Annotated in this window: 16 protein-coding genes; 1 reads left to right on the top strand and 15 read right to left on the bottom strand. The window is 48.2% G+C overall.

Annotated features, from left to right (window positions below; translation table 11 throughout):
* Nucleotides 1–8: 8 nt before the first annotated feature.
* Nucleotides 9–551 (bottom strand): tetratricopeptide repeat protein, encoded by a 543-nt coding sequence (locus tag ACR9FF_RS11990; protein ID WP_164775435.1) that lies wholly within the window; start codon nucleotides 549–551, stop codon nucleotides 9–11.
* A gap of 54 nt (nucleotides 552–605) precedes the next feature.
* Nucleotides 606–941: a nucleotide pyrophosphohydrolase gene (locus tag ACR9FF_RS11985; RefSeq protein ID WP_435171240.1), complete on the bottom strand. Its 336-nt coding sequence runs from the start codon at nucleotides 939–941 to the stop codon at nucleotides 606–608.
* Nucleotides 942–1086: 145 nt separating this feature from the next.
* Here ACR9FF_RS11985 and ACR9FF_RS11980 point away from each other — a divergent pair, with 145 nt between their 5' ends.
* A complete protein-coding gene (locus ACR9FF_RS11980) occupies nucleotides 1087–1953 on the top strand; it encodes a YitT family protein (protein WP_127494104.1) in 867 nt (288 codons plus the stop codon).
* A gap of 3 nt (nucleotides 1954–1956) precedes the next feature.
* Here the strand turns inward: ACR9FF_RS11980 and ACR9FF_RS11975 are convergent, their stop codons facing one another.
* The 13 genes from ACR9FF_RS11975 to hisC form a co-directional block, all read right to left on the bottom strand.
* Nucleotides 1957–2694: a sporulation protein YpjB gene (locus ACR9FF_RS11975; RefSeq protein ID WP_373312727.1), complete on the bottom strand. Its 738-nt coding sequence runs from the start codon at nucleotides 2692–2694 to the stop codon at nucleotides 1957–1959.
* 181 nt (nucleotides 2695–2875) lie between these two features.
* The gene (locus ACR9FF_RS11970) at nucleotides 2876–3514 is read right to left on the bottom strand and encodes a DUF1405 domain-containing protein (protein WP_435171238.1); all 639 of its coding nucleotides are present in this window, start codon (nucleotides 3512–3514) and stop codon (nucleotides 2876–2878) included.
* Between the two features lie 79 nt (nucleotides 3515–3593).
* Nucleotides 3594–4472, bottom strand: a complete 879-nt coding sequence (locus tag ACR9FF_RS11965; protein ID WP_435171236.1) for a c-type cytochrome — start codon at nucleotides 4470–4472, stop codon at nucleotides 3594–3596.
* Between the two features lie 18 nt (nucleotides 4473–4490).
* Nucleotides 4491–5162, bottom strand: a complete 672-nt coding sequence (qcrB, locus tag ACR9FF_RS11960; protein WP_127494112.1) for a menaquinol-cytochrome c reductase cytochrome b subunit — start codon at nucleotides 5160–5162, stop codon at nucleotides 4491–4493.
* A gap of 14 nt (nucleotides 5163–5176) precedes the next feature.
* Nucleotides 5177–5707 carry a ubiquinol-cytochrome c reductase iron-sulfur subunit gene (locus ACR9FF_RS11955; RefSeq protein WP_127494121.1) on the bottom strand — a complete coding sequence of 177 codons (531 nt, stop codon included), beginning with the start codon at nucleotides 5705–5707 and terminating at the stop codon, nucleotides 5177–5179.
* Between the two features lie 265 nt (nucleotides 5708–5972).
* The gene (locus tag ACR9FF_RS11950; RefSeq protein ID WP_435171232.1) at nucleotides 5973–6392 is read right to left on the bottom strand and encodes a DUF2487 family protein; all 420 of its coding nucleotides are present in this window, start codon (nucleotides 6390–6392) and stop codon (nucleotides 5973–5975) included.
* A gap of 150 nt (nucleotides 6393–6542) precedes the next feature.
* The gene (locus ACR9FF_RS11945; RefSeq protein ID WP_201003528.1) at nucleotides 6543–6725 is read right to left on the bottom strand and encodes an IDEAL domain-containing protein; all 183 of its coding nucleotides are present in this window, start codon (nucleotides 6723–6725) and stop codon (nucleotides 6543–6545) included.
* A gap of 213 nt (nucleotides 6726–6938) precedes the next feature.
* The gene (locus ACR9FF_RS11940) at nucleotides 6939–8120 is read right to left on the bottom strand and encodes a hypothetical protein (RefSeq protein ID WP_435171230.1); all 1182 of its coding nucleotides are present in this window, start codon (nucleotides 8118–8120) and stop codon (nucleotides 6939–6941) included.
* Between the two features lie 629 nt (nucleotides 8121–8749).
* Nucleotides 8750–9343 (bottom strand): histidine phosphatase family protein, encoded by a 594-nt coding sequence (locus ACR9FF_RS11935; RefSeq protein ID WP_435171228.1) that lies wholly within the window; start codon nucleotides 9341–9343, stop codon nucleotides 8750–8752.
* Nucleotides 9344–9456: 113 nt separating this feature from the next.
* Nucleotides 9457–10059 (bottom strand): anti-sigma factor, encoded by a 603-nt coding sequence (locus ACR9FF_RS11930; protein WP_127494131.1) that lies wholly within the window; start codon nucleotides 10057–10059, stop codon nucleotides 9457–9459.
* Nucleotides 10056–10652 carry an RNA polymerase sigma factor gene (locus ACR9FF_RS11925; protein ID WP_127494133.1) on the bottom strand — a complete coding sequence of 199 codons (597 nt, stop codon included), beginning with the start codon at nucleotides 10650–10652 and terminating at the stop codon, nucleotides 10056–10058. The genes ACR9FF_RS11930 and ACR9FF_RS11925 overlap by 4 nt, the downstream gene beginning before the upstream one ends.
* 514 nt (nucleotides 10653–11166) lie before the next feature.
* On the bottom strand, nucleotides 11167–12258 hold the full coding sequence (locus ACR9FF_RS11920) for a prephenate dehydrogenase (protein ID WP_435171225.1): 1092 nt from the start codon (nucleotides 12256–12258) through the stop codon (nucleotides 11167–11169).
* A 4-nt stretch (nucleotides 12259–12262) separates the two neighbouring features.
* The gene (hisC, locus tag ACR9FF_RS11915; RefSeq protein ID WP_435171223.1) at nucleotides 12263–13360 is read right to left on the bottom strand and encodes a histidinol-phosphate transaminase; all 1098 of its coding nucleotides are present in this window, start codon (nucleotides 13358–13360) and stop codon (nucleotides 12263–12265) included.
* Between the last annotated feature and the right edge of the window lie 79 nt (nucleotides 13361–13439).

Raw genomic sequence — 13439 nt, 5'->3', positions numbered from 1 at the left:
AAGATCACCTATTCCTTCTGTTGTTGTTTGCCCATCACCCGTTTGCGCAGCATTCTGCGCTTCCGATTCACATCAGCGAATAAGCGGCGCGCCGCGGAATGACCGGGATCTAATCTGATTGCTTCCCTGGCGTTTATGACGGAATCCTCCAACCGCCCCATCTCCGAGTAGGATAACGCAAGCAAATAAAACGCCTCGAAGCTAAGCGGATCCAGATCTGCAGCTTGCTGCAGCAAAGGTATTGCATCCGTATACTGCGATGGCTCTTCCGCAAGCTTGTGCTCCGCCGCAGCCACGAGTAGTCTCGATTCAATCGTTTGTAAATGGTATTGATATTCGGGATGATTTCCGTCAAGCTCTACTGCTTGCTTCGCATATTGATGCGCCTTGGTCCATTTCCCGCTTCTGGCGCATGAAACCGCGCATATATGTTGATAGCTCGCATTTAGAGGTTCTGCCGCTATCGCTTGCTCGAACCAATAAATCGCTTGTTCAAAATCACTGTTAAGAATAAACTCATACGCCTTCTTCACGCAGCTTTCCCCGTCCATCTGCCCATCCTCCTTGTACACAGGTTGATGGTACAGCATATGTAAAGGTGCGTTCTACTGTTCGCCGTTTTTTCTCGTCCAGCGGTTAGCGTCCCGGGTATTGAATTTATTCATGACTTTGTTATGCGCTTCCGTCAAATCAATGTTGAGCGAATTCGCAAAACAGGACAAAATAAACAAAATATCGCCAAGCTCCATCTCAACGGAGTTTACTTCTTCATTCGGCTTTTTTGGTTTCTCGCCGTAATAGTGATTCACTTCCCTAGCGAGCTCGCCAACCTCTTCGCTCATTCGCGCCATAAGCGCTAGCGGGCTGAAGTAGCCTTCCTTGAATTGACCGATGTAAGCATCCACCTCACGTTGGATATCGGCTAAAGATTTCTCTGCCATGTGTGAATGACCCTTTCTTCCTTATGTATAACGCTAATATCACCTATGTTAACGTAAAGAAGCAATGAAAACAATGTTTTTTGAACCGTCTGTTAAGCTATAATACATAAATAACCTGTTCAAGAACTTAAAAGGAGTTTATTTTATGTCCCGGAAATTCATGCTTCAGCTTCAAACCGTACTGCCTATCTTGGTCGGTACAGCCATCTATGCTTTTGGTCTTCATTATTTCGTAATTCCGAATCAGCTGATGGAAGGCGGCGTAACCGGCATAGGCGTATTGCTTAATTATGCTGCCGAGGTTCCATTGTCTCTTTCCACGCTGATTTTGAACATACCGCTTTTCTTGATTGGCTGGAGGAAATTAGGCCTTGGCGAGATGGCCTATACATTGATTGGTGTCGTGTCCTTATCCGGCTTCCTCGCCCTTATGGAATGGATGATCGACAAAGGCTGGATTGTCACCTTCCATAACTCCCATGATTATCTTCTTGCCGCTCTTTATGCGGGCGTTACCCTGGGAGGCGGATTAGGCATTGTATTCCGTGCAGGCGGAACTACCGGCGGCGTAGACATTATCGCGAGGATTGCATCAAGGCGCAAAGCCTTTAGCATGGGGCAATTCATATTAATTTCGGATGCCGTCATTATCGGGATTTCCTTATTGTACATACCGATCGAAAAAGTGTTGTACACGTTAGTCACGGTGTTTGTCGCGTCCAGACTGATTGATTTCATCCAGGATGGCGCTTACTCAGCCAAGTCCTTCTCCATTATTACCGACCAAGGCAGGGAGATGGCTGCCGAAATCACTTCCGAGCTGGACCGAGGAGTAACTTTAATGCCGGCAAGGGGCGCTTTTTCCGGACAATCAAAAGAGGTCGTCTACTGCGTTGTTCAGCGGCAAGAAATGCGCCGTCTTAAGAACATCATACGCCGTATCGACCCCAAAGCGTTTACCGTTATTAGCGAAGTTCACGATGTGCTTGGCGAAGGATTCAAAGAAGAATAAAGCTTAGGACAATGGCTTTACGCCATAGGGCTGCTGCTTGTACTTTCTCCAGCCCGTGTAGGTAAGAACGGCCATAATAATGGCGCCGAGAAGCAAAATCCAACTAATGGGATGTGCTTCCCCAACCGGTGCCACAACCGGTTCTTCGTCCTGCGAATGACCGTTATCGAATAGCCGGTTTACCGAAAACTCAAGATCCGAAATCGAATTGTCCGTCCAGTCCTGCTTGGTCTGCCCTTTCATCCCCGCTTCAAGCAGGACGTTCGTATAATGCATCCGATCACGCAATTCGTTAATCCGTTCCGTTGGCCGCTGCATGGAAGCAGCGGCTTCTATTCGCGATAAATGTTGATTAAAGCTATTCATCGCAGCTCTCGCTGCTATCGCCCCGTCATCCGTCTGCCTATTCCAGGAACGGTTCACTCTCTCCAAATCCTCCAGCATCACTTTCTCATACTGCAGCCATAAAGCGTGATCCGGACGCAGCAATGCATCCGTCGTGAGATGAATGCGTGCCGCTGCCGTCAGCCAATCGGAAGTTACCTTCCCGCTTTTAAGCGTGTAGGTAATCGAATTGATGCTCTCCTCCATCAGCTTCCATCCGGCAGCTTGTCCCGCCTGTCTGATATCGCTCTTGTTCACAAGCTTATCCAGCTGCTGGACATATTTATAGCCGGCTTGGCGATTGTTCATGTAAGCAGCTTCGTATAAAGCTGCGGCCGTCTCGTCTAAGCGAAGCAGCTCATTCCTGGATTCGTTTGCATTGCCTGTCCGAAGCAGGTCCGCGGGAAAGGCTTTGGCAGCCGTAACCGAACAGACGGTCATGACGATACATAAGAATAAAGGCAGTACAATTCGTATCTTCATGGTCATCCCCCTCATAAAGAATTGCTATGACCACTTTATGAAGGGATGTCCAAACTTATGTCTCTTTTCTTGCCCTTAATGCAAGCGCGCCGACAATAAAGCTGAAGATCGTTAAGCTGTATGTAAACCATTTGACAGCCGTCAAATCATCCATAAGCCTGTCCGAAAGCCACGGAAACACATCATACGTATAGTCTACGGTGTCATTCAGCAAAAGCCATAACGCACCAATTACGGCTGCCCCTACGCCAGCTCTCATAAATCGGGCATATAACAGCACTTCCACGGCCATTGCCGTATGTGAGACCATCAGCATCCAATGCTCCCATTGAAGCGGATCCCCCTGCATGCTTCCCGCAACGATCATAGAAACCGCCCAGATGCCATATTTAATAGAAGTAACGACAGCGAGACCTTCAATAATCATTCGCGCTCCGTTGACAAAGCGGGAGTTGCCTTGAGGCGGAAACAGCCAATACAGCAAGGTTAGCGTAAAGAACAAGCTTGCGGTTGGACTATCCGGGACAAATACAACCTGCCATAACGGATGATTGCTTACCGTATCTTCAATCTGATTGCCGTACCAGATGTAACCGTACACGGTGCCTAGGAAATTAAAGATAAACATGACCCATAAAAAGAGGCGACTTAATAAAAAAGATCGGCTCCAGAACCAAGATATCGGTACGCCCATAGAAATATACGCCTCCTGTTTCGATTAGATTTGAAAAAACCTGACCGCATAAATACGATCAGGTTTTTAAACGGTGCTATTATTCAGCCGGCGCTTTTTGCTTCGCAAGCCAAGTTGTTAATTGGTCAATCTCTTCGGCGGACAACGTATCTTTGAATGCTGGCATTTTACCACCAGCGCGGCCATTAGTTACGGTCTCAACCAATTCTTCCTTCGACAACCTGTCGCCTACGCCTGTCAAAGCCGGTACTTGCGGCGGATTGCCCTTCAGATCGTTAGCATGGCAGGCAACGCATTGCGCTTTCTTGACAATGTCCATTGCCGGGTCATTCGCGTCAACCAATGCAACCGTTTTAGCCGGTTTCGATGCGCTTGGAGCTTCCTGACCTTTCTCATGTGCTTCGCGGGCTTTCTCTTCGCGGACCTTATGCTCCGGAATCGAGTTCGTAGCTTCCATCTCGTGCGTGTAGTGACTCCACGAGATAACCGTCAAGTACACACAGGCAATCAAGGACAAGAACATGAGCGATGAAGCGATTGGACGGCGGTAGAACCGACGCTCTTTACCTGTGTCCAGGAACGGAGCAAGCAGCAAGCCGCCAAACATAACAGCTGGAACCCCCATCGTACCAAGTACGATGTAGTCGCCAGAAACCCATGGATATTTCAAAAACTGATACAGGAACAGGAAGTACCAGTCCGGCATCGGAATAAAGGATGCGTTCGTAGGGTCCGCCGGATAACCTAGCGGTGCACCTTCCGCAATGGTCCAAGTCAGGAAACCAACCAGGACTACGCAGCCCACCATCCATTCCTTAAGCAGGAAGTTCGGTATGAACGCTTCCGATTTACCGGGGTAGGACGTATAATCTGGCGGAATGTTTGGATGATTGCTTTTCTTCACCCGCGAGTCGCCAACATATACGACCTTCTCGTTCGATTTATGACCGTGCGCCATAATAAATCCTCCCTTCGCTTAAAGTGGTCCCGAAATGCCTTGCTTCCGAATCATCAGGAAGTGCGCTGCAAGCATTGCAATCAGAGCGCCAGGCAGGAAGAATACGTGAATTGCGAAGAAGCGTGTTAGCGTTTGCGCGCCTACAATGTCGCCGCCGTACAGGAACTGACCGATGTAAGGACCGATATACGGCACGGATTCTGCGATCTGTACGCCTACCTTCGTTGCGAAGTAAGCTTTGTTATCCCAAGGCAACAGGTAACCCGTGAAGCCAAGGCCTAACATAATGAAGAAGATCAGCATCCCTACGACCCAGTTCATTTCACGAGGCGCTTTGTAGGAACCCGTGAAGAATACACGCAAGGTATGTAAAAACATCATTACGATAACCAAACTTGCGCCAAAGTGATGCATGCCGCGAACAATGCCGCCAAATGCAACCTTATGGTTCAAGTAGTCAACGCTTGCATAAGCATTGATAATGTCCGGTACATAGTACATGGTAAGGAACATGCCGGACAAAATTTGAATTACGGTGATAAAGAACGTCAAACCGCCGAAGCAGTAAACGAATGCCGAGAAGTGGTGAGCAGGGTTAACGTGCTCCGGTACTTCATGGTCCGCTACATCCCGCCAAAGCGGCGTAATATCAAGACGTTCGTCAATCCAGTTATACATCGATTTAAACATCTGCTATTAGCCTCCTATACACGAGAGTTCGCTTTGATCGGACCTACGTACACAAAACCGTTTTCAACTTTCACTTCATATTCATCTAATGGATGTGGGGCAACTGCAAGGTTTTTCCCGTCAACGGTATAACGTGCACCGTGGCAAGGACAATCATACTCGTGATGGCCAAGCGTATTCCAACCGATCGTACAACCGAGGTGCTTACATACCGGAGAAAGCGCAAAAATCTGATTATTTGCGTCCTTCGTAATCCAGGCAGAAAGTTCGGGATCGCTTACATACCAGCCATCGACCTGATGAATTTGGAACTTGAATTCTTGAGGCTCAGTTGTTATTTTGCTCTCTTCAACTACTTTAACCCATGTTCCCTCGGCTTTTTTTGCCAAGAGAGGATCAACCGCAAAACGGACCATAGGCAAAACCGCGCCACCAACCATAAATGCAGTCGTACCGCCGAGTGTATACGACAAAAATTGACGCCGGGACATCTCTTTGCGTTGAACCGGACGATGCGCGGTTTCTTGATGTTCGTGGTTACTCATCTTCTGTTCTAACCCCCTTTGCCAACCATTTCTCGCGTTCAGCCACACGGCAAAACGCTTGACGAACTAGGACATAAACTATAATAGCCTAGGCGCTTGGGAGCGTCAAGAATATGGCTCGCGATTTATTTACCTATAAAATGCCATTCACAAATTTGTTGGCAATTTGTCACATTTAACCTTGCCTTAACTTTTGTTTCCCCAAAACCCATTTTTTTTATTCAAAAATACCCCGGTTTTGAAGATGACAGCGCTTTATTGTCGTTTAGGAGTCGCCGCGGTTCCACAAAGCCTGCACGGCTTTCGACACATTTGCGGCGGTTGGCGCTTCTCCGTCCCCGTCCGGGCAGATCACAAGATCGGCATCCGGGCATTCCAGTCCGTCCTGATTCTTAGCGGAGATAACAATGACAAACCGGAATCCGGTTTCCTTTAAAGATCGGCAAGTTTTCGAAACGAGTGCCCCTGCGGAATCTTCATTCATGTAATGCATCGCCGGATAGGTTACTATTCTTCCTTTAAAAGGAATTTCTATGAGATCCATTATTTCCCTTAACTGCTCAAGTGCAAGCGTTGCTTCAAACGGCTGCTCCAATCCCGTCATTCCGGTGACCGGCAGCAAGCATGTGTCGAGATAAGGCTTAAGCTCGTCCCATTGTTGCTCGGCAATATCGCTAAATTTCATTTCCTGCTCCCTTTCCTGTTGAGAATCGTCCGTAATCTCTATGTTACCCATAAAGGGGGATTTTGCCAATCCAAACAACAAAAAAACTCCCGCTGCTATAACGGAGCCTTAAGTCCTCCATCATAGGGCGGAAGTTTCTATTCGCGCAAATTAGCTCTTTAATTGATTTAATTGAGCGGCTAAACGGTAGAACGTATCCTCGTCTCCAACGGCCAACGCTTGATCGATCTCTTTGTAGATTCGATCCGAGCGAAACTTGTGAACGGCTTCATCTAATACCATCTCCGCTGCTAATCCTAGCATTGCTTCATAAGCAACTTTCATTTTGTCCATAGGATACACCTCCAAACCGGCGTTAAAGAGATCCTATCGTCTTCGACTATCGTCACGCGGTGATTCAAGTGAAAGAGTATAGGTCAACTCGTCATTCTCAGTCACAATCGAACCGGCTCCTACTTTAAGCATATTCACCATTCTGCGCGCCGATAAGTACGATTGCCCCCATTCCAATTAATATGCCATCGCCTAGTTGGTTTCATAGAAAAACTAATAGAGAAACATCCCATCCTGATCTTCGAGATTTACTCCCGCGACAAGGGCCCTTCCCAATTTGGTCATCCGCACAACCGTTCCATGCTCCTGATGCTCGCCGATCCGAAGCATTCCCAGATGAACCATCATTCCCATTAACCGTACATCCAGCACCCTGTCGGCTGAATCGTAATAGAACGGTTTGACGAAAGGGATAAGCACTTTGCGGAGTGAAGCAGCCGTAACCCATTGCTCCGACAAACTGTTTATCCAATGCACGAGCGCATGAATGTTGGGAATTGCCCCTTTGTACAGTTTCAGCCAGAACTTGTAAATCTGCTCCATTTCATTGGCCGGCTTGCTGCACAACCGCTCTTCGCCGCTCGGCGATAAGACCAATAACAGACCATCTTCCACGAAGTACTTCATATAGCTGCAATAGTCAAACAGGAGAGACATCCGGTTCGGATAATGGTGAAAATGTCTGCCGTACCCGAATCGCCACTCGCCCTTACCCGGCAGTTCTTCCGAGATGGCCAGCTTTTCCAAAATCTGTCCGCTGAACCGTTTATACATCGAGCCGTCCGCCGACAACTGAACCTCATTGTGATAAATATAATGAAGCAGCTGATAAACGTCTTCCTGCACGAGCATTTGTTCGTCCCGGTACATATGCGGCTCATCCGTATAATGCAGCTCTGCCGTAAACTTCTTGCGAAGCGTCTCGCGGAATCTCACTCTCAGATCCTGCGGTACCTGGAACATATAACGATTGGTTCCTGTTACTCCGTTAAAGAGCCATCCTTGATGCTTGAACCTGGAGATCATCTCGCGTGGTCCGGATTCTTTGGGCGCTTCGGCCTCGGCTTGCTTCTTCTTCGTGCGTTTCGTTTTCTTCTGCGGCGGTTCTTCCGCTGGGGGCTCTAGCTCGCCAAACTTGCTTTGCTGAACCCTTGCAATCAGCTCTTCCAGGCTGAAGGAATCTCTCGATTCGAATAACAGGGAGTTCAAGAACCGCATTTCGTCCAGTTTCATACTGCTGATCTGCGCCTCAAATACATCTTTCCGGCTGACGGTTGAGAGAATAGACTGAATCAAATCATTTTTTGAGTGGCCATTGCACTCACATTGATACACGGAGGCGATCCGGCTCAACTGCTGAATATCCGCATAGCCCAACATATCCGACAAATTCATGGTATCTCTCCTTTCCGCAACTGCCCGCCGTTTGTGTCTCGATCGCGAGCTTATTTGATTCGCTAGCAATAATTAGTACCATTATGGGAAGAATTTTGAATTTTAAAACTAGTTGTGTGAAAAAGCTTCACATTGAGTGCCTAAATTCGCTTGATGCGCGTGATGCACGCTGCGCAAGCCAATGTTCTTTCGATCGCCGTTGATACCGGATTCCCTTCGATTCGAAGTTGTATGGTGGGGAATCCGGCTATCAAAAGCGAACGCTGCGCTTCTCAATGAACATTTGCTTGCTCCGCTTCCGCTTGCTCGTTTTCTACACAAAAAAGCCTTTAAAATCCAAAAGCGAGAACAGCAAATAGGGCTGCCATGTAAACGGCAGCCCTTGCTGTTCTTTATAAGAGGCTGCCACATAAACGGCAGCCTGAATTGTTGTAAAAAATAAATTGACGAGGAGCGAGCGGCGAATGTATCTCTTGGAGGAGCGTGTATGCTTCCGAAGCAGCTTTCTTTCAGAAAGCTTTTAAGCGTTCGCCTTTGTCACTTCTGAATACACCTTATAAAATCTAATCCATATTCAGAATGACAACAGCGGCCGGAAAGAGATACATTCCCGAGAGTGACCTATTACGTCAAATTCTCGAATTCGCCTCCTCTAGGTGACGAGTACAATTATATAGAAGCGGAGCCCATTGTTCATCCTTAAACTGGAGAATCGAATAAGAAAGATTGCCCAGATGCTGCTTCTCAAGGTCGACGCAAAGCGTATCAAACATCTGCGCCAGGAACCCGCCATGGGATACCACGAGCAGCCTGCCTTCCGGCCGCTGCTTCTGCCACTCCTCCAGGAATGCCAATCCCCGGGCACGAACCTCCTCGTCCGTTTCCAATCCTTGCGCAACTTCACGCCAGTTCTCGCCCCAACGTTCCACTCTCTCGGGCAGGGTCAGTCCCTCGACTTCGCCGAAATTGCGTTCGCGCAACCGAGGATCGCTGTCCAGCAGCGGAATATCCAGCTTATCCGCAATAACGGCAGCCGTCTGGCGAGCGCGCTGGAGATCGCTCGATATTACCGCATCCCACAGCTTCTCATCTTGGCTCAATCGCGAGGCTAGCGCATTCGCCTGCTTTTTTCCAAGCTCATTTAACGGAATATCGGTCTGGCCTTGAATCTTCCCTAAAGCATTCCAATCGGTATTGCCGTGTCGTACCATGCCAATGATCAATTGCGACTCCTGCCTTTCCGAATATAAATGAGAAAACCTCTATCGCGGCGCCGAAATAAACGGTCACGGTTAGAGGTTGAATATCTATACAACACCTTAGTTAAGCTTGTGCATTAGCTTCGCGTTCTAGACAACCAGTTCAAGATTAACAACGTCATCACAACTCCAAGAAGCGAAAGAGCTACCCAATATTGCGGGTAGGTTGGGACGACCTGCAGAACGAACGGATCGCTAACGCTTGCGACGGGAACTTCAAATTCTGCGCTAATGACAAAATCGCTGCCGGACGCATTAGCCGTATCCATTAATCCGGTTAGTTGAGCCATCTTTTCTTCCGGCGTGCCGTGTTCGTTGCCTTTGATGAAAAAAATAAGCGAACACGCGAATATGGCTAAACAAGCGGACAGCACAATAGCAAGGTTACGCCTGAAAGCAGGCGAAAAATAATAGCTTTTCTGAGAAACCGGCATTAACCACGATTGTTCAGCATAAATGCGATCCATAACGCTGCGATTGACATGCTCCATCTGGGCGGTAACAACTTCTTCCTCTTCCGAAAGCTGAAGGATCAATTCTTCGCTTTCTTCCCACAGACGGTATTGTTCCGCGCAATGCTCGCAGTCGAGCAAATGAGCTTCCATCGCTTCACGTTCGGCATCTTCTTCTGATAAGCATCCGAAGACATCGAACCTGTCTTGTACGTCATCGCATTTCATCGTGTGTTCATCCCTTCGTATTCTTCCATCATCGGCGTCTCGCCAAAGTAAGGCTCAAGCTGCGACTTTACGCTGGCTCGTGCCCGGAATAACAACGATTTTACGGAACTTACCGTTTGGCCCAGGATATTGGCGATCTCCTGATAGTCCAACTGGTCATATTCCCGCAGAATGAGTGCCGAGCGTTGTTTTTCAGGTAAATTGTTGATTGCTTCTCGGACCATCGCCATCCGTTCGTTGCGCAGAACATGCTGTTCTGGCACCTGATCCGGGGGAGCGGCAGGCATCATATTCGACTCATCGAGAGGAACGTTGGCAGACTTTTGCTTGCGCAGTTCGCTAAGCACGGTATTTCGTGCAATCGTATACAGCCACGTCGAAAAAGAGGCATCCACTTCACGGAAGGAATGGAGGCTGCGGTATGCTTTATAAAACGTTTCCGAGCACAAATCCTCAGCGAGCAGCTCCAGCTTGGCACTCTTCAACATATGATAGATAAATGCTAATATCTTGCGTTGGTAACGGCGCATCAGCTCCGAATAGAGCTCGATGTTACCGTCCTTAATCTCACGTATTAATTGGGAATCAGTCATGACAGGCGAACCTCCTCACCTGCGAATTCTTCTTCCCAGTTCGATTATGTATCCTTATACCGAACCGGAAGCGAAAAGTTGCGGTCATTATCATAAAAAATATCAATAAATACGATGTATGTAATTCGAGTCGCAAGAGCCAAAATCCTTCTTGTTTCGACAAAAAGGATTTTAATCCATATTTTAACAATACCCACTGTCCTTCGATATTGTAACATACCTCTTTGCATTAGTCTCAAAAAATAAATAAACTCTAATTTCCAGCGTGCAGGATTTTGTCGGAATTGGAGCAAACGGCATGTCCACAAAAAAGAACAAAAAAAAACCACTCCGAAGAGTGGTCAGCATTCATATTGAACGCTATAGTTTTGGATAGGAGTGGAGAGAAACCATACTGTACTTTTATTATATGTATACGCTTCCACAATGTCAACGGTTTTTTTGAAAACGCTTAAACTTTTTTGTCCATAAAATTTCTCATCCGCCAACAAACAAAAAAACCTCTTTCGAGGTTTTATTGACGAACGGTATATCCGGTTTTGCCGAGCAGCTCCATCGCTTGATCCAAATCTTCCTGAGTCCGGAACGATAAACGAAGCACGCCGGGAACATCTTCCCTGCTCTCGATAATATTGATGTTGCTAAGGTTAATCCGGGCACTGCCCAGCTCGCTGGCAATATTGCCGATAATGCCGGGATGATCGGGTACATCCACATAACAATCGTATAAAGAATGAATCATGCCTTTCCGGCGCTCGGGCAGCTTGCTGCGGAACTCTCCGGCTGTCTGGAAGGCTTCCTCAATCGCATCGCCGTTCAAAGCTTCGAGCATCACCGCAAACTTCTCCACTTCCGAATTCCAGTCCTTCAGAAGCTTCAGCAGAACTTCGCGGTTATTAATCAGAATATCGCGCCAGACGATCGGATCGCTTGCCGCGATTCTCGTAATGTCCCGGAAGCCTCCGGCAGCCAGCAATTCGTACAAGCCGTTATTCTCATTGTAGCCGCGGACCTGATTAACGAGCGCTACCGCGATCATATGCGGCAGATGGCTGATTGCCCCTACAATCTCGTCATGCGAATTGGCATCAACGCTGACAAGATGCGCTCTTGTATGAACCAGAAGGTTTTTCAGCCGTTCCAAAGCTTCCGGCGGTGTAGTCTCTTCCGGTGTTAGTACATAGAACGCGTTCTCGAACAGATTCGTTGAGGCTGCTTCCACGCCGGAGCGTTCGGAACCGGCCATTGGATGGCCGCCGATAAACGACACGCCATTCTGCTCCAGTCTTCTGCCGCATTCGGCCACCGAAGCTTTCGTGCTGCCTACATCCGTTACGATGCAGCCTGGCTTCAAATTTAGCTTGCCGAGCTCCGTTACGTATTCTTCAAGCTTGCCTACCGGCACGCATAGAAAAATAAAGTCGGCGCCCTCGGCAGCTTCGCGCAAGGAAGTTGTCGCGTAATCGACAACTCCCCGCCTCATATATTTTTCAACGGAGGACTGACGGTTCGAGTAACCTACAACGGTAAGCTCCGGCTTGCCTTTGAAGCAAAGCGCCAATGAACCGCCAATCAATCCTACCCCAAATATCGCGATCTTCGTCATAAGGCTATCCGCGCACCGCCGCTTCCTGCAGAACTAGCTCAAGAGCCGCGATGAACTTTTCGTTTTGCTCCGGAGTGCCAACTGAGACGCGGATGTGGGTCGGATAGTACGTCCAGCGCGATCTAACAATAACCCCTTTACGAAGGAGCGATTGGAAAACGTCAGCAGAAGGGAGCTTCGTATCAACCATAACGAAGTTGCCGTACGCCGGGAAGTAGCTTAAGCCAAGACGGTCGAATTGACTGGACATGTATTCGATTCCCTCGCGGTTCTGCTTGCGGCAGAACGCAATAAAATCATCGTCGGCAAGAGAGGCTTTTGCCGCTACTTGTCCGAGGCGGGTCGTATTAAACGGCTCTCTGATTTGGTTCATATATTGGATGATATCCGCGTGGCCGATTCCGTAACCGATACGCAGCGAGGCCAGACCGTAAATTTTCGAGAAGGTGCGAAGCACGATCAAGTTCCGGTATTTCTTCAGCAGCTTAATGCCGTCCGGGAAACCGGGCTCTTCCACGAATTCGCAATACGCTTCATCCAATACGACCAGAACATCCTTAGGAACCTGATCGAGGAAAGCGGTAAGTTCATCTTCCGTGACGATCGTGCCGGTCGGGTTATTCGGATTGCATACCCATACCAGCTTCGTACGGTCCGTAATCTTGGCCAGCATCGCCGGAAGATCATGTTTGCCGTCCTTTAATGGCACTTCAATAATGCGGGCATTTTCGATCTCCGCGTTATGTTTGTACTGGGAGAATGTTTCGTCGGCCATAACCGTCTCGTCGCCCGGAGCAAGATAGGTTCTCGCCAGCATAAGGATAATGTCGCTCGAGCCCGTGCCAAAAATAATCTGATTGGACTCTACTCCGTATCTTGCCGCTACAGCTGCCGTAAGCTCAAAGCTTGCACCGTCCGGATAGGTTGAAATTTGACCTAATTCATTTATGATAGCTGCTTTCGCCTGTTCCGAGTAACCGAACGGATTCTCGTTGGAAGCAAGCTTGATAACCTCGTCTAATCCAAGCTCTCTCTTAACGTCTTCAACCGGTTTTCCCGGCTGATAAACAGGGAGATGCACGATATTGCTTTTTGGCTGCATCGCCATTCACCTCTTTGTCATATTGGCCATATTGGCTAACCGCATGTTTTCTATTGTCTCACATCTTGTAAAGGTTTTA

It is taken from the genome of Paenibacillus glycanilyticus, from assembly GCF_051200795.1.
Classification (GTDB): domain Bacteria; phylum Bacillota; class Bacilli; order Paenibacillales; family Paenibacillaceae; genus Pristimantibacillus; species Pristimantibacillus glycanilyticus.
This window is presented reverse-complemented; position numbering and strand designations above follow the sequence as displayed.

Excerpts from the sequence above, each read along its gene's own strand:
- ACR9FF_RS11925 (WP_127494133.1), bottom strand. The coding sequence starts at position 10,652 with ATGACTGATTCCCAATTAATACGTGAGATTAAGGACGGTAACATCGAG.
- ACR9FF_RS11920 (WP_435171225.1), bottom strand. The coding sequence starts at position 12,258 with ATGACGAAGATCGCGATATTTGGGGTAGGATTGATTGGCGGTTCATTG.
- ACR9FF_RS11965 (WP_435171236.1), bottom strand. The coding sequence starts at position 4,472 with ATGGCGCACGGTCATAAATCGAACGAGAAGGTCGTATATGTTGGCGAC.
- ACR9FF_RS11945 (WP_201003528.1), bottom strand. The coding sequence starts at position 6,725 with ATGGACAAAATGAAAGTTGCTTATGAAGCAATGCTAGGATTAGCAGCG.
- ACR9FF_RS11980 (WP_127494104.1), top strand. The coding sequence starts at position 1,087 with ATGTCCCGGAAATTCATGCTTCAGCTTCAAACCGTACTGCCTATCTTG.
- ACR9FF_RS11990 (WP_164775435.1), bottom strand. The coding sequence starts at position 551 with ATGGACGGGGAAAGCTGCGTGAAGAAGGCGTATGAGTTTATTCTTAAC.
- ACR9FF_RS11955 (WP_127494121.1), bottom strand. The coding sequence starts at position 5,707 with ATGAGTAACCACGAACATCAAGAAACCGCGCATCGTCCGGTTCAACGC.
- hisC (WP_435171223.1), bottom strand. The coding sequence starts at position 13,360 with ATGCAGCCAAAAAGCAATATCGTGCATCTCCCTGTTTATCAGCCGGGA.
- ACR9FF_RS11970 (WP_435171238.1), bottom strand. The coding sequence starts at position 3,514 with ATGGGCGTACCGATATCTTGGTTCTGGAGCCGATCTTTTTTATTAAGT.
- ACR9FF_RS11940 (WP_435171230.1), bottom strand. The coding sequence starts at position 8,120 with ATGAATTTGTCGGATATGTTGGGCTATGCGGATATTCAGCAGTTGAGC.
- ACR9FF_RS11985 (WP_435171240.1), bottom strand. The coding sequence starts at position 941 with ATGGCAGAGAAATCTTTAGCCGATATCCAACGTGAGGTGGATGCTTAC.
- ACR9FF_RS11930 (WP_127494131.1), bottom strand. The coding sequence starts at position 10,059 with ATGAAATGCGATGACGTACAAGACAGGTTCGATGTCTTCGGATGCTTA.
- qcrB (WP_127494112.1), bottom strand. The coding sequence starts at position 5,162 with ATGTTTAAATCGATGTATAACTGGATTGACGAACGTCTTGATATTACG.
- ACR9FF_RS11950 (WP_435171232.1), bottom strand. The coding sequence starts at position 6,392 with ATGAAATTTAGCGATATTGCCGAGCAACAATGGGACGAGCTTAAGCCT.